Genomic DNA, 17400 nt, shown 5'->3' with positions numbered 1-17400 from the left:
GGGGCGGTCGCGCCGGCCCCGCGGGGGCGGCCGCGCCGCCGCCGGGCGCATCCGGGGGCGGGGCGGCGGGGCGGGGGGCCGGGCAGGCAGCCGCGGCGGCGCCCGGACCCGACCAGGTGCGGTGCGGGCGGTTCCTGCCGCAGATCTGCGAGATGTACCAGAAGGTGGCCGAGACCGGCCGGGCCACCCAGGAGGCGGTCGACCTCCTCCGGCGGTCGAGCCCGGTCTCGGTGCCCGGCAGGATCAGGGTGCCGACGCTGCTGCTCCAGGGCCAGCGCGACTCGCTGTTCCCGCTCTCGCACGCCGACGCCAACGCCCGCGCGATCGCCGCCACCGGCGCTCCGGTCGAGGTCGCCTGGTTCAACGGCGGCCACGACGGCGGCGACGGCGAGGCCGACTGGCTGTCCGGCCGTACGACCGGCTGGTTCGACCGCTACCTGAAGGGGACGGGCTCCCCCGCAGGCGACGGCGGCTCCGCGGCGTTCACCGTGACCAGGGACGGCGGGCGCGACCCGGGCACGCGCCGGCCCGTGCTCCTGCACGCGACCGGGGACCGCTACCCGGGCCTGACGGGCGCGGAGCGGACCACCGTCGCCCTCGACGGCCCTCAGCAGACGATCGCCAACCCGGCGGGCGGGTCGCCCGCGTCGATCTCGGCGGTCCCCGGCCTCGGCGGACTGCTCGGCGGCAACGGCGGCGCGTCGATCGCGCTGGACATGCCCGGCCAGGCGGCCGTCTTCGAGTCCGCCCCGCTGGCCGGGCCCACGCAGGTCACCGGCAGCCCGACCGTCACGATCAAGGTGTACGGCACGGGCGAGGCCACGCTGTTCGCCAAGCTCTACGACGTCTCCGGAGGATCGCTGCCGGTGCTCCCGTCGAGCCTGGTCGCACCGCTGCGGGTCACCGCGAGCGAGGCGGGCACGCCGGTCACCGTGACGCTTCCGGCCATCGACCGGCGTTTCGACGCCGGGCACAGGATGCGGCTGGTGGTGTCCACCACCGACCTCGGGTACGCGACGCCCGCCGCCCCCGCGGTCTACCGGGTCGCGCTGGACGCCCCCGCGCTGGAGCTGCCCGGGGACGCGGCGCTGCGGACGCCCGCCACCGGCCCGGCGTGGTGGACGTGGGCCCTGCCGCTCGCCGCGATCGTGGTCGCCGCCGTGCTCCTGCTGACCGGCAGGACCAGGCGCGGCACGCACACGGGCGACGTCCCCGACGCGGAGTCGGCCGAGGTGCCCCTGGTGATCAGCGGGCTGGGCAAGCGCTACCGCAACGGCGAGAAGGCGGTCGACAGCCTGTCGTTCCGCGTGGAGAAGGGCCAGGTGCTCGGCCTGCTCGGGCCGAACGGCGCGGGCAAGACCACCACGATGCGCATGCTCATGGGTCTCATCCACCCCGACGAGGGCGAAATCCGGATCTTCGGCCACCGCGTGCGCCCGGGCGCTCCGGTCCTGTCGCGACTGGGTTCGTTCGTCGAGGGGCCCGGTTTCCTGCCGCACCTGTCCGGCCGGGCCAACCTGGAGCTGTACTGGCAGGCGACGGGACGACCGCCGCAGGACGCCCACATGGAGGAGGCGCTGGAGATCGCCGGGCTCGGCGCGGCCCTGGAGCGCGCGGTGCGCACCTATTCCCAGGGCATGCGCCAGCGCCTGGCCATCGCGCAGGCCATGCTCGGCCTCCCCGACCTGCTCGTGCTGGACGAGCCGACGAACGGCCTCGACCCGCCGCAGATCGCCGAGATGCGCCGGGTGCTCAGGGCGTACGCCGAGCGGGGGCGCACCGTCATCGTCTCCAGCCACCTGCTCGCCGAGGTCGAGCAGACCTGCAGCCACGTCGTCGTCATGCACCGCGGGCGGCTGGTGTCGGCCGGGCCGGTCGGCGACCTGCTCGGCACCGCGGCGGCCGTCAACGGCGGCGGGCCACGCCTGGAGGACGTGTTCCTCGATCTGATCGGAGAGAGCCGTTGAGCCCGAATCGACCGGCCCCGGACCTGACCGGAGACGTTCCCGCCGGTGGGCGCGCCGCGCCGGTCACCCAGGACGGACCGGACTCGCGCGGGGGCGAGGCGGGGGGCCGGGCGCCCGGCTACGCGCCGGGGCGCACGCTGCCGCTCCGGGTGGAGTTCGTGCGGCAGTTGCGGCGGCGCCGGACCATGGGGATGTTCGCCGTGCTCCTCGCCCTGCCGTGGGTCCTGGTGGTGGCGTTCCAGTTCGGGCCGGCGGGGCGGGGCCAGAGCAGCCTGCGGCTGTCGGACCTCGCCACGGCGGGCGGGCTCAACTTCGCGGCGTTCGCCCTGTCGGTGTCGGCCAACTTCCTGCTGGTCGTCGCCGTGGCCCTGTTCTGCGGCGACACGGTGGCGAGCGAGGCGAACTGGTCGTCGCTGCGCTACCTGCTCGCGGCGCCGGTGCCCCGCGACCGGCTGCTGCGCCAGAAGCTGGTGGTGGCGCTGGCGTACTCGGCCGCCGCGGTGACCGTGCTCCCGCTGATGGCCCTGCTCGCCGGCACGCTGGCCTTCGGATGGAACGACATCACCGTGCCGGGGACCGGCGAGGTGATCCCCGCCGCCGACGTGCTGCCCAAGTTCGCCGTCGTGATCGGGTACGCCCTGGTGAGCCAGCTGGTGGTGGCCTCGGTCGCCTTCCTGTTGTCGGTCGGCACCGACTCCCCGCTCGGCGCGGTCGGCGGGGCGGTCGGCCTGGTGATCGTCAGCACCATCCTGCAGGCGGTCGAGGCGCTGGGCTCGCTGCGCGAGTTCCTGCCCACCTTCTGGAACACCGCGTGGCTCGACGCGCTCGCGCCCGAGCCCGACTACAGCGGCATGGTGAAGGGCGTGGCGGTCTCCGTGACCTACTCGGTGATCCTCGTCGCCCTGGCCTTCCGCCGCTTCCGGCGCCGGGACGTCGTGTCCTGACCGTCCGTACGGCCGTGGGCGGCGCCCGCCGTGCCGGTTGACCGGTAGGCCGCATGGTGGCGGAATGGAGGCTGGCGGCGCAGACGGGACCGGCGCGGCCGGGCGACAGTGATGTATGCCGGTGCGCGAGCCAAGGCGTCGCCACCGGCCCGCCCTCTCCCAGGACCGGGGGCCGGCCGAGGAGGCCGGGCGGGAGCCGGGTGTCGACGCCGAGTGGCTCTCCCGGGCCCTGGCCGGCGCTGCGGCAGCTGAAGGCTCACCGCGTCCGCCTCGATCACCTGCTCGAGGCGCAGCGCCAGTTCGCCTCCGACGCCTCGCACGAGCTGCTCACGCCGATAGCGGCACTGCGGCTGCAGTTGGAGGAGGCCCGGCTGCACCCCGACACTGCGCGCAGGCCGCGTGAGCCGGGTGGCCGCGGCCTATTCCCAGTGAGGGGGACGTTCCTCGAGCAGGCGGGAGACATTGGAGTCGGAGCGCCATTCGCCCCACCCCAGGTCGGTGTCGTCGCTCGTCTGGTCAGGCAGCACCGGCAGCCCCTCGTCGAAGAGGTCCACCGGACGCATGTCATCCGGATGCTGCGCACTCACGCGCCCAATGCTACTGGCATCGCCGCGTCCCGTGGAGCCGGTGCGGCCACCGGGGCGGCGCGCCGGGCCCCCTTCCCGGAAGGGGAGATTCGCCCGTCTCGCCGCCGGGCAAAGGTCACGCCCGTACCACCAGACAGCCAACCACACCCAAAGGTACGATGCGGGAGCAGGGAGCACGCCGGACGAACCCCCCGTGAGGCGGCATGGCAACGCCAGCAGGATGGCGGCAAGAGGGCAACCTGCCCGTGGAGCTGACCAGCTTCGTCGGGCGGACGCGACTGCTCGCGTCGCTCAGGCAGAGACTGCAGGAGCACCGGCTGGTCACCGTCACGGGCATCGGCGGGGTCGGCAAGTCCCGCACGGCGCTGCGTCTCGCCCACCAGGTGCGGCGGCAGTTCCGGGACGGCGTCTGGTACGTCGACCTGGCCCGGCTGCAGGACCCGGCGATGGTGTACCACACGATCACCGCCGCGCTCGGCATCGCCGACCAGTCGCCGCGCGAGGGCTCCGACACCCTCACCGAGTGGCTCGCCGACAGGGAACTCCTGCTCATCCTGGACACCTGCGAGCACCTGGTCGACGCGTGCGCCCGGCTCACGCAGGACCTGCTCGACACGGCGCCGCACCTGCGCATCCTCGCGACGAGCCGGCGGTCGCTGAACGCGCCGGGCGAGTACACGGCCGCCGTGCCACCGCTGTCGGTGCCCGGCGACAACCCCTCGGAGAGCCCGTTCACCAACGAGGCCGTCGAACTGTTCGGCACGCGGGCCTCCGCCGTCGTGCCCGACTTCGTGGTGGACGAGGACAACGTCACGGCCGTCGCCGAGCTGTGCCGCCGCCTCGACGGGATCCCCCTGGCCATCGAGCTGGCCGCCGTCCGCCTGCGCACGCTGTCGGTCGAGCAGATCCTCGCCCTGCTCGCCGACCGGTTCAGCCTGCTCGCCGGGGCCAGCCGTACGGCGCTGCCGCGGCACCAGACGCTCCGCGCGGCGATCGGCTGGAGCCACGAGCTGTGCGAGCCGGCCGAGCGGCTGCTGTGGGCGCGGCTGTCGGTGTTCGCCGGCGACTTCGAGCTGGACGGGGCCCGGCATGTCTGCGCCGGCGACGCCCTGCCCTCCGAGCGGATCCTCGACGTGATCGGCGGCCTGGTCGACAAGTCGGTCCTGCTGAGCTTCCCCACCCCGGCGGGCCAGCGCTACCGGCTGATCGACACGCTGCGGCAGTATGGCGGCGAGTGGCTGGACAAGCTCGGCGAGACGCAGGACCTGCGGCGCCGTCACCGCGACTACTACCTCCAGCTCGCCGAGCGCAGCGAGCACTCGTGGTCGGGCCCGCGCCAGGTCCACTGGTACACGCGGATGCGCCAGGAGCACGACAACATCCGCGTCGCGCTCGACTACTGCCTGTCGACCCCGGGCGAGGAGCGCGTCGGCCTCGAACTGCTGTCGGCCCTGTGGTTCCTGTGGGTCGCCTGCGGTTTCGCCCGCGAGGGCGTGGTCTACCTGGACCGCGCGCTCAAGGCCAGCCCCTTGCCGAGCAAGGAGCGCTGCAAGGCCCTGTGGGTGCTGGCCTACATCCGCAGCGCCCAGGGCGACATGGCGGGCGCGCTCGCCGCGGCCGAGCAGTGCAGCACCGACGCGGTACGCGTGGGCGACTCGGGCGCGGTGCTGCTCGCGACCAAGATGCAGGGCACCGCGGCCATGCTGCAGGGCGACGCGAAGAAGGCCACCGCGCTGCTCGGCGTCGCGATCGAGTTCCACCGCGGCGGCCGTGAGCTGAATCCGGGTCTGCTGCCGGCGATCGTCGAGCTGTCCATGGTGCTGCTCGCGCAGGGCGATTTCACGGAGGCGGAGACGCTGCTGGTCGACTGCCTGCAGGTCTGCCAGGAACGCGGTGAGCTGTGGCTTCGCTCCTACGCCTGGTACGTCTCCTCCCTGGTCCACCGGGCCACCGGCCGGCGCGACGAGGCGCTGGTGGCCTGCAAGGAGTCGCTGCGCATCAAGAGGCACTTCCACGACGTGCTCGGCATCGTCCTGTGCGTGGACAACCTCGCCACGCTGAGCCTGGAGGCCGGCGACCCGGAGCGGACCGCGGTCCTTCTCGGGGCGGCACAGGCCAACTGGCGGACCTTCGGGCTGCCGCAGTTCGGGTCGCCGTTCTTCACGACCGAGCACGAGCAGTGCGTCAAGGAGTGCAAGAAGCTGATCGGCGACGCCGCCTACGAGGAGGCGTACACCGTCGGGACCCGGTACAGCCTGGGCGACCTCGTCGAGTACGCGCTGGACGACCTCGACGGCTTCGACCTCGACTGACCGGGCCCCGGAGCACCGGCAGAGATCACGGCAGAGAACCCGCGGAGATCACTGCCACGCGCCGACGTACCGTGAGCTGGTCAGCGAGTAGTCCACGCTGCCGCTGATCCAGTACTTCAGGCCGTTCACGTACGCGTCGACCGCGGGCGAGCCGAGCGCCTCGGTCGCGGGGGTGAGCGCCGCCATCGCGGCCACCGCCTCGTCGCGCATCGCGCCGATGCGGTCCATCGCCTCCTGGACCGTGCAGCCGGTGTGCCCGACGAGCACGCTGACGAGGTTGTTGCGGATGTTCGCCTCACTCCGCTCCTTGGCGTACGAGATGAGGTCGTTGTCCCAGACGACCACGTCGTTGGCGTGCTCGGTCATCTCGTGCACGACCGGGTGACGCCACTCGTCCACGGTGAGGCGGACCTCGGCGGCCACGTCGATCAGGGCGAAGACGGTCAGCATCGCGCCGGTCCTGCGGCGCATGAAGATGTAGTCGTCGATCGTGGGGACGACATCGTCCTCCCGGTTGGCGGCCTCCCACACCTGCGCGAACAGGTAGTCCTTGGTCATCGCGCACCAGCGGTCGAGCTGGTCGGCGGTGGCGTGGGCGGCGATCCTGGTCCTGATGTCGAGCAGCGCCCGGGCGAAGACGTTGTCGACCGGTTCCGCGTGCTCCTCGACGACGCCGTAGAGCTGAGGCAGGGCCCGGGCGATCTCGGCCGCCCGCCGGTCCGACTCGCAGTAGGCGTCGTCGAACGCGAACAGCCACACGCACCAGTCGGTGACGAGCTGGCACAGCTCCCGGGAGGCGTACGGGTAGGTCCGGGCGCCGAGCCATCCGTAGTGGGCGAGCCGGAAACGCTCGAGCTGGTCGTCATCGGCGATCATGCCGGAGGCGGCCAGCCAGGCCAGCGTGTCCCGGTTCACCTCGTCGACGTGCGGATTCACCGCACTCGGGAAGGGGCAGGTGAGGGAGGGAAGGCGGAGGGGGCGCCCGTTGAGGGAATCCGCTTTCGCAGTAGCCATCCGACAAGCATGGTCCTAGTGGTTGAACGACGCTAGACCTCCCCCAATTACGGACACACCAGTCAGCCCGGTCGGCTCGGCGAGTTCAGCCCTCCAGGAGCGTGACGATCTCCGCGTCCCCGAACATGCGTGCGGCGTCGACGGCCGACGGGGTCCCGGCGTAGCGGTCGGCACCCAGCTCCAGCAACGCCCGCACCACCTCGGGCTCCTTCTTGAACACCGCCCCGGCGAGCGGCGTCTGCCCGCGGTCGTTGGCGAGATCCGGGTCCGCGCCCCGCTCGCCCAGGGCGCGCACCGTGGCGGCGTGCCCGTGATAGGCCGCCAGCATCAGCAGGGTGTCGCCCTTCTGGTTGCGCAGGTTCACCGGCACGCCCGCGTCGACGTAGGCGCACAGCGCCTCGGTCCGACCCGACCTCGCGAGGTCGAAAAGCCTGGTGGCGAACTCCTCCAGGTCCGGGTCCGGCTCCATGTTCCCCATAGTCCAACGGTAAGGTCGCCGCTACCGCCCCTGTAGCGAGCACGGTGCCGGACACGGTGCTGAGCACGGAATTGACCGGGGGTCCCGTAGGTTCAGTAGGTAAAGACTTCGTGAGAAAGGCTGGGACACGTGTCCGACCCCACGGATCTCTATCGGCTCGACGGGGACCTGCCCGAGCTGACCGATCCGGTGCTGCTCTACCACTTCGAGGGGTTCGTCGACGCCGGCTCCGCCGGGCGGCTGGCCCTGGGGCACCTCCTCGCCGAACTGGAGCACCGGGTCATCGCGACCTTCGACGTGGACCGGCTGATCGACTACCGGTCACGCCGCCCGCCGATGACCTTCGACACCGATCACTGGAGTGACTACGACACTCCCGAGCTGGCCGTCTACCTGACCAAGGACGTCACCGGCACGCCGTTCCTCATCATGAGCGGCCCGGAGCCGGACCGGGAGTGGGAGCTGTTCACCGAGGCCGTCGGCATGCTGGTGACCCGGCTCAACGCCGGCAGGCTGGTGACCGTGCACGGGATCCCGATGGGCGTCCCGCACACCAGGCCCCTCGGCCTGACGGCCCACGCCACGCGTCCCGACCTCGTCCACGGGCAGACCAGCCCCTTCGGCAAGGTCCGCGTGCCGGGGAGCCTCGCCGCGCTCATCGAGTTCCGGCTCGGGGCCAAGGGCCACGACGCGCTCGGCTACGCGATCCACGTGCCCCACTACCTCGCCCAGGCGGAGTATCCGCAGGCCGCGGTGACCGCGCTGGAGGCCGTCACCCGGGGCACCGGACTGGTGTTCCCCATGGACACCCTCAGGGACGCGGCCGACAAGACCAACGTCGAGATCGAGGAGCAGATCGCGGCGTCCGAGGAGCTGGCCGGCGCGATCCGCGGCCTGGAGCAGCAGTACGACGCGTTCCAGTCGGGCGCCGAGCGGGAGAGCCTGCTGGCCGAGGAGACGCAGATGCCCACCGGTGACGAGCTCGCCGCCCAGTTCGAGGCGTTCCTCGCCGAGCGGGACGACCGCGACGGCTGAGCGCCGGGGAACCGCGACGGCGGCGCCCTTCCCGATCGACGCCTGAATGCCCGATCGACGCCTGAGCAATAATCCGCACGAAAAGGACCACCCTCCCTCCATGTCGCTCTCCGACGCCCCTGCCATCCGTGTCGGGCTGGCCGGTTTCGGTCCGGCCGGATCCTTCTTCCACGCGCCGTTGATCGCCGCCACGCCGGGACTGCGCCTGACCGCCGTCGTCACCCGCGACCCGGCGAGAGCCGAGCTCGTCCGCGCCGGCTATCCCGGCGTGGACGTCGTTCCGGACGCGGAGGCCCTGTGGGACCGCTGCGATCTCGTGGTGATCGCGACGCCGAACCGCACCCACGTGCCCCTGGCGGCCGAGGCGCTCAAGGCCGGACTCCCCGTGGTCGTCGACAAGCCGCTGGCCGGCACCGCCGCCGAGGCCCGCGACCTCGTACGGCTCGCGCGCGACCGCGGGCTGATGCTGACGGTCTTCCAGAACAGGCGCTGGGACGGCGACTTCCTGACGCTGCGCCGGTTGCTGCCCGAGCTGGGCGAGGTCCACCGGTTCGAGTCGCGGTTCGAGCGGTGGCGGCCGGTGCCCAAGGGCGGCTGGCGCGAGTCGGGCGGCCCCGAGGAGATCGGCGGCACCCTCTACGACCTCGGCAGCCACCTGGTGGACCAGGCGCTGCGGCTGTTCGGGCCGGTCTCCCACGTGTACGCGGAGACCGACGTCAGGCGGACCGGGGTGCGCAACGACGACGACGCGTTCCTCGCGCTGACCCACCGGAACGGGACCCGGTCCCACCTGTGGATGAGCGCGGTCGCCGCGAACCTCGGCCCGAGGTTCCGGGTGCTCGGCTCCCGCGCGTCGTACGTCAAGTGGGGACTGGACCCGCAGGAGGAGCGCCTGCGCGCGGGCGGGCGCCCGGGCGGGGGTTCCGGCGAGGAGCCGGGCTGGGGCGCCGAGCCCTCCGAGCGCTGGGGCACGCTCGGGGTGGAGGGCGACGCCCGCCCGGTCCGCACCGAACCCGGGGCGTACCAGCGGTTCTACGAGGGCGTCGTGGCCTGTCTGCGGGACGGCGCGGCGCCCCCGGTCGAGCCGGACGACGCCGCCGAGATTATCGCCGTCCTCGAGGCCGCGGTCCTGTCGGCCACCCGCGGCCAGGTGGTGGCCCTCCCCGAGCGCACGGGGTAGCCACCGAGGATTCCGGGGCCGACGGCCGCTGTCACTGCGGAACCCCCGGGGCGGTGGAGACCTCCGGGGCGGTGGAGACCTCCGGGGCGGTGGCGAGCCTGCGGGCGACTCGCCCTCGCCCTCGCCGGGCGCGTCGCCCGCCTCCAGCGCCTGCCACAGCAGCAGCCGATCAGCGTACGTCACCGGCCAGGTCATCACGGTCGACGGCGGAGGGACCCTCGCCTGACCTGGGCCCGTCCACGTCGACGACGTCAGTCGCGGAGGCGGCCGCGCAGGGCCTCGGTGTCGGCGTCGGTCCAGCCGTGGGTGTGCAGCCAGCCGAGGGCGCCGCCGAACCGGGCGTCCAGCGTCGTCAGGAACTGGTCCATGTACTCGGGCCGCGGAAGGTGGCTGTCGGCCGGCTTCGCGTCGAGGTCCGCACGGTAGGTGCGGCTGGCGCGCAGCCGGGCGAGGATGCCCTCCAGTCGTTCGCCGGTGGCGACGTAGTCCTCGATGATCGCCTCCCGCGTGACGCCGGCCACGGCGAGCGCCAGGGCGCAGACCACGCCGGTGCGGTCCTTGCCCGCCGCGCAGTGCACCACGGCCATGCCGTCGTCACGGGCGAGCACCCGCAGGGCCGACACCACGGAGTCGGGCCGGTCGCGCAGGTAGCCGTAGTAGTAGCCGGTCACACGGAGCTCGGCCAGGTCCTTCTCGTCGCGCTCCCCCTGCCAGGGCAGCGCCCTGTCGTCGACGGTGTCGGCCTCGACGTCGGTGAGGCGCCCGCCCTCCGCGAACAGGCTGTGGTGGTGGATGCCCACCTCCGGCAGCAGGGTCAGCGGTCCGGGCCCCTCCAGGCGTACCTCGGTCTCCGACCGCAGGTCGACCACGTGCCGCAGCTTGAGGTCGCTTACGAGCAGCGCGACGTCTTCCTCGGTCAGGCCCTGCAGGTTGTCGGACCGCAGGATCCGGCCGGACACCGTGGTCCCGCCGTCCTCGGTCGGCAGGCCCCCGAGGTCGCGTACGTTAGCGGCGCCTCGCAGAACAATCCAACGCTCGTTTGCATTCATCGTGCCGAGCCTATCCGTCCCTCTATGACGGAAAGATGAGTGCAGGGTGAAGCCACGCACCCGCTGTCGTATCGATCCCGTTGCTCCTGGCGCCGACCGGCGGACGCCGCGGGGAAGGGCCCGGCGGCGGCTCAGCGCCCGATCCCCCCGGTGAGGGGACGGATCACCTTCCCCACCATGCTGTTCGTCGGAACATAGCCGAAATGGCGGGAGTCCACGCTTTCATCGGGGTTGTCGCCGAGGAGGACCAGGCACCCCGCCGGGACCAGGGTCTCCCCCGCCCGCCGGGGCACCGCGTCGGGGACCGGATCCCCGGGGACGGCGGCGACCCGCTTGACGATCCGGCTGACGGTGTCCTCGGCGCCCGGGGGCCACGCGGACCGGCCGCCCGTGTCGGCCAGGCGGAGCCGCGGTTCGCGGTGCTCCTCCCAGGAGGTCTCCCCCGGCTGCCGGGCGATCTCCCCCGGTGGGAGCGCCGGTCCGTTGTCCGGGACGACCGCGATGTCGGCCACCACGATGTCCCCCGGGCGCACCCGGTTGCCGGGCACGCGCCGCACCAGCACCTTGTCACCGGGCCGGTAGGTGGGGTGCATGCTGGTGCCCAGGACGTCCGCCGCCAGCAGGCTCCTGCGCGCCCAGACCGTCGCGGCGGCGACGGCCGCGAGCGGCACGAGGACCAGGAGGAGCGGACCGGTCACCGCGAGGCCCGCTCGGGAAGGGCGTCCAGGTAACCCTCGGCCTGCATGGAGAACAGGCTCGCGTAGACGCCGCGCAACGCCATCAGCTCCTCATGGGTGCCTCGCTCGGCCACGACCCCCTCGTCGAGCACGACCAGCAGGTCGGCGTCGCGCACCGTGTTGAGCCGGTGCGAGATGAGCACGTTGGTGCGGCCCGTCCGGAACTGCCGCAGCTTGTGGTGGATCTCGTACTCGGCCTCGGCGTCCAGACCGGAGCTGGGCTCGTCCAGGATCATCAGGTCGCGCCCGGACCGCAGGTGCGCGCGGGCCAGCGCCAGGCGTTGCCACTGGCCTCCGGACAGGACCACGCCGGCACCGTCGTCGGCGCCGTTGACGTCGTCCCCCTGGAAGAACAGCCGGGACAGCAGGGTGTCGTAGGAGCGGGGCAGCCGCTCGACGAACGTGTGCGCCCCGGCCCGCTCGGCGGCGGCGGCGATGCGGTCGCGGTCGGTCACGTACGCCAGGTCGCCCAGGCCGATGTTCTCCGCGGCGGTCAGGTCGTACTCCATGTAGTCCTGGAAGACCGCGCCGATGCGGGCGCGCAGCTCGGCGGGATCGAGGTCGCGCAGGTCCACGCCGTTCCACAGTACGGCGCCGCGCTCGGGATCGTACATCCGGCACAGCAGCTTGATCAGAGTGCTCTTGCCGGCGCCGTTGCGGCCGATCAGCCCCACGGTCCGTCCGTTCGGGATGGTGAGGTTCAGGCCGCGCAGCACCCAGGGGTGGTCGGGAGAGTAGCGGAACCACACGTCCTTGAAGACGATGCCCTGCTCCAGCGGAGTGATGGCCGCGGGCGGGGAGGCGACGGGCAGGTCGGGCCCGGCGGCGACGACCTGGAGGTAGTGGTCGAACAGGATCAACTGCTGGTGGAAACCGGCGATGGTGTGCACCAGCGACGTGGCCGCGCTCTGCACGCCGCCGACCGAGGCCACCAGTAAAGAGATGTCACCGATGCTGATGTCGCCGCCGGCTGCGGCCAGCACCGACCAGAACAGCGTCCCGCTCGCCACCGCGGTGCCCAGCAGGCCGATCAGCGCCTGGGCGCTGATCTGGCGCAGGTCCATCCGCCGGTTCTCGACGTTGGACCTGCGCCGCTGGGTCGTCATGCGCTCGCGCAGGTAGGCGCCGATGCCGAACAGCCGGATCTCCTTGGCGGCCTGGGTGCTGGTGAGCAGGTCGCGGAAGAACATCTCCCGGCGTTCGATCGGGCTCAACCGCCACGACAGGTTCGCCCGGCTGCGGGCCAGCCACAACTCGGTGGCCAGCACCGGGACGGCCGAGGCCAGGATCACCACCGGCATCCAGGGGGAGATGACCAGCAGCGAGCCGAGGAAGCCCAGGCCGGTGACTACGGAGCTGACCGTCGACAGGATGGCCGAGACCAGTACGCCGGGGGTGGTGCCGCCGTGCTGCATGGCCATCTGGATCCGGTTGAGGAAGACCGGGTCCTCGAACCTGGCCATCCCCACGAACCGCTCGGTCGCCGTGAACAGGCGTTCCTGGGCCAGGAGTCCGACGCGGCGTTCGGTCTCGCGGGAGGCGTACTGGGTGAGATTCGGGATCAGACCGGTCACCAGGCCGGCAGCGGCGAGTCCGACGGCTTTGCCGAGCACCGCGCCGGGCCCGGCTCCGGCGATGATGTCGTCCAGCACCAGTTTGGTCAGCCACGCCGTCACCACCGGCATCGGCGCGGTCAGCAGGGTGAGCGCGACGAACACCATGGTGAACCACGGGCTGGCGCGCCAGGTCAGCCGCAGCGCTTCGACGATTCCGCGCATCGATCAGACCTTTTCCAGGGCGATCGCCACGTCCTGGATCAGCGTGCCCGAGGCGCGCACCACACCGCCGGGCTCGATGATCCCCAGCGCCGGGTATGCCTTGGCCCCCAGCGACGTGCAGAGCGGACCGCCGTAGGTGTCCTCCACCACCACGGTGGCGACCGGCTTCAGCAGCTCGGCCTTCTCCTCGGTGCCTTCGGCGCCGATCACCAGGGCCAGGACGCGCTCCCGCCCTCCGGGGAAGGCCTCGGCGAACCGGAGGAACTCGGGAAACCGATCCTCACACGCGGAGCAGCCGATCGAGAACGCCGCCACGAGCGTGGAGGTCTCATCGAAGAACGTCTCATCGACCGGCGCGCCGTCCACGGTGGTGGTGCTGAACGCGCTCGTCCGCTCCCCCGCCACCCGCATCACCGGCGGGAAGTGATCTCCCTGCATGAACCCGGAGGGGTTCGCCAACAGCTCGTTCTGGGTCCGCAACCGCCGGGCCATGCCCAGGGTGAGGACGGTGTTAAGGACGCACAGCACGCCGACGACGACGACGAGCACCGCCACGATGTTCAACACGACAACCCCCAGATTCAACGGTCATGTCGCCGCTCTCGGCGACGGATCAGGCAAACGGCTGGAACAGTTCGGCGATGTCCTCGGTGAGCAGCACCAGGCCGGCTCCCAGCAGGCCGGCGACCGTCGCCGTGAAGACACCGATCGGCTCCAGGGTCAGCGAGGCGGTGCTGAAGGCGAGTACCGCCCCGGCCGACGAGGCGGCCAGCAGCACGCCGTTCCGGATGAGCTGAGCCGGTCCCACCGGCGTGGACGAGGTGCCGAAGCAGTTGCAGGCCACCCGCCGCCGAGAGCGCACCGCCATCGTGATGGCGGTCGTGAACGCGGCCAGCAGCACCATCGCGATCACGAACCCGACGCCGACCGTCGCCGGAACGGCGAGCAGGAGGGCCGCGGTGAGCTCACCGGCGATGACCGCGGGCGGCACGAGTGCCCGCGGGATCACCGGCACCTTGGGCGTCAGTTCCCCTGCGGCGATGCGGAAGGAGGTGTACGCGCTGCGACTGCGCACCTTGCTCACCGCCGACGCCACGAAGACCGCGCCGATCAGAAGACGGCAGCAGACCAGGACATACTCCATGAAAACCCCCAATCCCGATAAGGGTGCCGCGACCTTTCGGTCAATCTAGAAACCTCGCGCATGGAAACGGCATGGCCGGAGACCATGACCGATCGCCTATGGGACAGTCACCCCTCGTGTCCGGCGGCTGCGCCCGAAACGCCGGGAACCCGGACCCGCCCTCTTGATCACGGAGATCGACGGAATGCGCGGGAAACGAGGAAGGCGCCGTGACCGTTTCAACGGTCACGGCGCCCTCTGCGCGTCGGAAGGCTACCGAACCCGGTCAGCCCCGGACCGTCAGGTCATCCGGCCGGCTCCTCAACCGATCAGTACGGCGCGCGCCCGGAGGCGTCCGGCACGCACCGACCGGACCAGGAGACGGACAGTTCTGCGGCAGTCACCCTGCGGAACACCGTGTGACCCGGCCTGCCCGACGGGAACCGGCCCCCGGACGGAATCGACCGGGGCGGACCCGATCAGGGGCAGGTGTTGTACGGTCCGGGCACGCACGGGCACGGGTACCAGGGAGTGAAGTCTCCGTACTGGTTGTATCCACCGCAGACCGACGTGCCACACGGCCGGGTCTCCAGCAGGGTCACCGTGCTACCGCACTTCCTGAACTTCTTCATGCTGCTCGACGTGGCGTAGGGGAGGCTGCTGTTGGTGTAGCACGGCTCCACCGTCCAGTACTCGGTGCACGGCGCCGCCCCAGCCTGCGTGGCGGGCACCAGGCGCTCCAGCAGTCGGTCGGCGAGCGACCGAACAGTTCCGATCATCACGTGGCCTTCTCTCTTCCGGCGGCCCCTCACGGGAGCCGAAGTGCTGCGACACGGCCAACGTAGGGATCATGTGCATGGAACCGGCATGGTGCGAGAACATGACCAGAGCACCCTGGCCGATGTCACTTGACGGTCAAGTTCACACCCAGTGGGCGGCAAAGAGCCGTAATGTATGGCGTCGCGGGCGCTTCTCGATCATCGGATCCGGTGCGACGATCGGGAGCGCCGCCGCCACGGACCCCGCACCAGGCAGCGACACCCCACATGGAGGACCCGGATGGCACGGCCGGCTCACCGGTTGACCATGGCCGCTCTCGCCCTCGCCGTCAGCGGCACGACCATGGCGCTTGCCACGGCGCCCGTCCAGGCGGAGTCCTCCACGTCCGCGACCGCCCTGCGGCACCCCGCGTCCTCCGCCGCGCCGAAGCCCGCGGCGGCCGGCGGGCACCGGAAGGCCGCGCCGGGGCCGGGCGGCGAGGCGCCCGTACGGCGGCGCCTGGTCGGCGCGTGGACCACCTCGACCGACCGGGTCCCGGCGGCACTCGGCGGACAGACCGTGCGGATGGTCGTGCGTGCCAGCATCGGCGGCAGCGGCATGCGCCTGCGCCTGTCCAACCTCTTCGGCGCGGCCCCGGTGACGTTCGCGAACGTCCACGTGGGCGTCCAGGCGTACGGCGCGGAGATCCTCACAGGCACCAACCGGCCGGTGACCTTCCGCGGGCGCGCCTCGGTGAAGGTGGCGCCGGGCCAGGCCGTCTGGAGCGACCCGATCCCGGGCCGCGTCGCCGGCGGCTCCGCCGTCGTCGTCAGCCTCCACCTCCCCGGCACGGTCAACGGAGTCACCGGGCACGAACGCGCCTACAGCACCACGTATCTGTCCGACCCGGGTGACCACGCGGCCGAGGAGAGCGGCGAGGGCTTCACCTACACCAGCACGCAGTGGTACTTCCTCGACCGCCTCGCGGTGGAGGCGGGCGCGGCCACGGTCGGTTCCGTGGTCGCGTTCGGCGACTCGATCACCGACGGCGCCGGCCAGGCCGTCGACGCCAACCGCCGGTGGACCGATTATCTGCGGCAGCGGCTGGCCCGCGAGGCGTCGTCGCGGCGGCTGGGGGTGCTCAACGCCGGCATCTCCGGAAACCGGCTGCTGCGGCCCAACGTCGGCCCGAGCGGCGTCACCCGGTTCTACCGCGACGCGCTGTCCCAGCCGGGGGTGCGCACGGTGGTGGTCTACGAGGGGATCAACGACATCGCCCGGGGTGAGTACACCTCGATCAAGCCGATCGTGTACGGGTACAAGCGGCTGATCCGCGAGGCGCATGCCCGCAAGGTCAAGGTGCTGGGCGCCACGCTCACCCCCTTCTACGGCTGGAGCACCTGGACTCCGGAGCGCGAGGAGGTCAGGCAGCGGCTGAACGCCTGGATCCGCACGAGCAAGGCGTTCGACGGCGTCCTCGACTTCGACCGGGCCGTGCGCGACCCCGAGTTCCCCGAGCAGCTGGCCCTGTCGTACGACTCGGGTGATCATCTGCACCTGAGCGACGCCGGGCGGCGTGCGCTCGCCGACGCGGTGAACCTGCGCCTCCTGTAGATTTCGGACCGGCCGCGGGATCGCTACGGTGTGACCCATGGTCGCCCCCCTTGAGCCAGACGACCCGCGAACGCTCGGCGGGTTCCGTATCAGCGGACGGCTCGGCGAGGGCGGCCAAGGCGTCGTCTACCTGGGCCACGCGCCCGACGGCGCACCGGTCGCGGTGAAGGTGCTCAAGACCGGGCTCGATCCCGTCGTCCGGGCCCGGCTGTCGCGTGAACTCGACGCCCTGCGCGGCGTCGCGCCCTTCTGCACCGCCCGGGTGATCACGGCGATGGTGGACGGGCGCGAGCCTTACGTCGTGAGCGAGTTCGTCGACGGCCCCTCGCTCCAGCAGCGGGTGAGCGCGTCGGGGCCGCTGCGCGGAGGCGAGCTGGAACGGCTCGCGGTGGGAACGGCGACCGCGCTGGCGGCGATCCACGGCGCGGGCATCGTGCACCGCGACTTCAAACCGGGCAACGTGCTGCTGGGGCCGGACGGTCCCCGCGTGGTCGACTTCGGCATCGCCCGCCAGGGCGAGAGCGAGACGATCACCGCGGGCCCGGTGGGCACCCCGGCCTACCTGGCGCCCGAGCACATCGCGGGTCGTCCGGCCACCCCCGCCTCCGACGTGTTCGCGTGGGGGGCGACGATCGTCTTCGCCGCGACCGGCCGGGCGGCGTTCGGCGCCGACAACGTCGCCGCCGTGCTGCACCGGATCATGACGACCTTCCCGGACCTGACGCCGCTGCCCCCGCCCCTGCGCGCGCTGGTCGGCCGCTGTCTCGCCAAGGACCCCGCCGCCCGCCCGGCCGCCCGCGACCTGCTGCTCGAACTGGTCGGC

Annotated in this window: 16 protein-coding genes; 7 read left to right on the top strand and 9 right to left on the bottom strand. The window is 72.1% G+C overall.

Annotated elements, in window-relative coordinates:
• Together AB0J39_RS29795 and AB0J39_RS29790 are read left to right on the top strand one after the other, a co-directional pair.
• Window positions 1–1967: ATP-binding cassette domain-containing protein (locus AB0J39_RS29795; RefSeq protein WP_363470655.1), on the top strand; the 1967-nt coding region annotated here is incomplete at its 5' end.
• Window positions 1964–2911: an ABC transporter permease gene (locus AB0J39_RS29790; protein WP_363470652.1), complete on the top strand. Its 948-nt coding sequence runs from the start codon at window positions 1964–1966 to the stop codon at window positions 2909–2911. The genes AB0J39_RS29795 and AB0J39_RS29790, both read left to right, overlap by 4 nt.
• 419 nt (window positions 2912–3330) lie before the next feature.
• Here AB0J39_RS29790 and AB0J39_RS29785 read toward each other — a convergent pair whose 3' ends face one another.
• Entirely contained in the window at window positions 3331–3498 is a 168-nt protein-coding gene (locus AB0J39_RS29785; RefSeq protein WP_363470658.1) for a hypothetical protein, read from the bottom strand.
• Window positions 3499–3701: 203 nt separating this feature from the next.
• Here AB0J39_RS29785 and AB0J39_RS29780 point away from each other — a divergent pair, with 203 nt between their 5' ends.
• A complete protein-coding gene (locus tag AB0J39_RS29780; protein ID WP_363470649.1) occupies window positions 3702–5810 on the top strand; it encodes an AAA family ATPase in 2109 nt (702 codons plus the stop codon).
• Between the two features lie 48 nt (window positions 5811–5858).
• Here the strand turns inward: AB0J39_RS29780 and AB0J39_RS29775 are convergent, their stop codons facing one another.
• Complete coding sequence (locus AB0J39_RS29775; protein WP_363470646.1) at window positions 5859–6746, bottom strand: 4-epi-cubebol synthase; 888 nt, start codon at window positions 6744–6746, stop codon at window positions 5859–5861.
• Window positions 6747–6909: 163 nt separating this feature from the next.
• Window positions 6910–7302, bottom strand: a complete 393-nt coding sequence (locus tag AB0J39_RS29770) for an ankyrin repeat domain-containing protein (protein ID WP_363470643.1) — start codon at window positions 7300–7302, stop codon at window positions 6910–6912.
• Between the two features lie 129 nt (window positions 7303–7431).
• On the opposite strand from AB0J39_RS29770, the gene AB0J39_RS29765 reads away from it, so the two are divergent.
• Entirely contained in the window at window positions 7432–8337 is a 906-nt protein-coding gene (locus tag AB0J39_RS29765; protein WP_363470640.1) for a PAC2 family protein, read from the top strand.
• A gap of 100 nt (window positions 8338–8437) precedes the next feature.
• Window positions 8438–9517 (top strand): Gfo/Idh/MocA family oxidoreductase, encoded by a 1080-nt coding sequence (locus AB0J39_RS29760; RefSeq protein ID WP_363470637.1) that lies wholly within the window; start codon window positions 8438–8440, stop codon window positions 9515–9517.
• A 251-nt stretch (window positions 9518–9768) separates the two neighbouring features.
• Here AB0J39_RS29760 and AB0J39_RS29755 read toward each other — a convergent pair whose 3' ends face one another.
• From AB0J39_RS29755 to AB0J39_RS29730, 6 genes are all read right to left on the bottom strand, one after another.
• Window positions 9769–10566, bottom strand: a complete 798-nt coding sequence (locus AB0J39_RS29755; protein WP_363470634.1) for a tyrosine-protein phosphatase — start codon at window positions 10564–10566, stop codon at window positions 9769–9771.
• A gap of 131 nt (window positions 10567–10697) precedes the next feature.
• A complete protein-coding gene (locus AB0J39_RS29750; protein WP_363470631.1) occupies window positions 10698–11264 on the bottom strand; it encodes a S26 family signal peptidase in 567 nt (188 codons plus the stop codon).
• Entirely contained in the window at window positions 11261–13081 is a 1821-nt protein-coding gene (locus AB0J39_RS29745) for an ABC transporter ATP-binding protein (RefSeq protein WP_363470628.1), read from the bottom strand. The genes AB0J39_RS29750 and AB0J39_RS29745 overlap by 4 nt, the downstream gene beginning before the upstream one ends.
• Window positions 13082–13084: 3 nt before the next feature.
• A complete protein-coding gene (locus AB0J39_RS29740) occupies window positions 13085–13648 on the bottom strand; it encodes a hypothetical protein (RefSeq protein WP_363470625.1) in 564 nt (187 codons plus the stop codon).
• 46 nt (window positions 13649–13694) lie between these two features.
• The gene (locus AB0J39_RS29735) at window positions 13695–14225 is read right to left on the bottom strand and encodes a MauE/DoxX family redox-associated membrane protein (protein ID WP_363470622.1); all 531 of its coding nucleotides are present in this window, start codon (window positions 14223–14225) and stop codon (window positions 13695–13697) included.
• Between the two features lie 458 nt (window positions 14226–14683).
• Window positions 14684–14983, bottom strand: coding sequence for a hypothetical protein (locus AB0J39_RS29730; protein WP_363470621.1), 300 nt, complete (start codon window positions 14981–14983; stop codon window positions 14684–14686).
• Between the two features lie 280 nt (window positions 14984–15263).
• Here AB0J39_RS29730 and AB0J39_RS29725 point away from each other — a divergent pair, with 280 nt between their 5' ends.
• Window positions 15264–16577 carry an SGNH/GDSL hydrolase family protein gene (locus AB0J39_RS29725; protein ID WP_363470618.1) on the top strand — a complete coding sequence of 438 codons (1314 nt, stop codon included), beginning with the start codon at window positions 15264–15266 and terminating at the stop codon, window positions 16575–16577.
• A gap of 37 nt (window positions 16578–16614) precedes the next feature.
• Window positions 16615–17400, top strand: a 786-nt coding sequence (locus tag AB0J39_RS29720) for a serine/threonine-protein kinase (protein WP_363470616.1), incomplete at its 3' end; no start/stop codon positions are given.

The sequence above is a fragment of the Microbispora sp. NPDC049633 genome, assembly GCF_040675265.1.
Lineage (GTDB): Bacteria > Actinomycetota > Actinomycetes > Streptosporangiales > Streptosporangiaceae > Microbispora > Microbispora maris.
The sequence above is the reverse complement of the archived record's forward strand: the minus strand, read 5'-3'. Positions and strand labels throughout refer to the sequence as shown.

Excerpts from the sequence above, each read along its gene's own strand:
- AB0J39_RS29780 (WP_363470649.1), top strand. The coding sequence starts at position 3,702 with ATGGCAACGCCAGCAGGATGGCGGCAAGAGGGCAACCTGCCCGTGGAG.
- AB0J39_RS29770 (WP_363470643.1), bottom strand. The coding sequence starts at position 7,302 with ATGGGGAACATGGAGCCGGACCCGGACCTGGAGGAGTTCGCCACCAGG.
- AB0J39_RS29760 (WP_363470637.1), top strand. The coding sequence starts at position 8,438 with ATGTCGCTCTCCGACGCCCCTGCCATCCGTGTCGGGCTGGCCGGTTTC.
- AB0J39_RS29755 (WP_363470634.1), bottom strand. The coding sequence starts at position 10,566 with ATGAATGCAAACGAGCGTTGGATTGTTCTGCGAGGCGCCGCTAACGTA.
- AB0J39_RS29745 (WP_363470628.1), bottom strand. The coding sequence starts at position 13,081 with ATGCGCGGAATCGTCGAAGCGCTGCGGCTGACCTGGCGCGCCAGCCCG.
- AB0J39_RS29735 (WP_363470622.1), bottom strand. The coding sequence starts at position 14,225 with ATGGAGTATGTCCTGGTCTGCTGCCGTCTTCTGATCGGCGCGGTCTTC.
- AB0J39_RS29730 (WP_363470621.1), bottom strand. The coding sequence starts at position 14,983 with ATGATCGGAACTGTTCGGTCGCTCGCCGACCGACTGCTGGAGCGCCTG.
- AB0J39_RS29725 (WP_363470618.1), top strand. The coding sequence starts at position 15,264 with ATGGCACGGCCGGCTCACCGGTTGACCATGGCCGCTCTCGCCCTCGCC.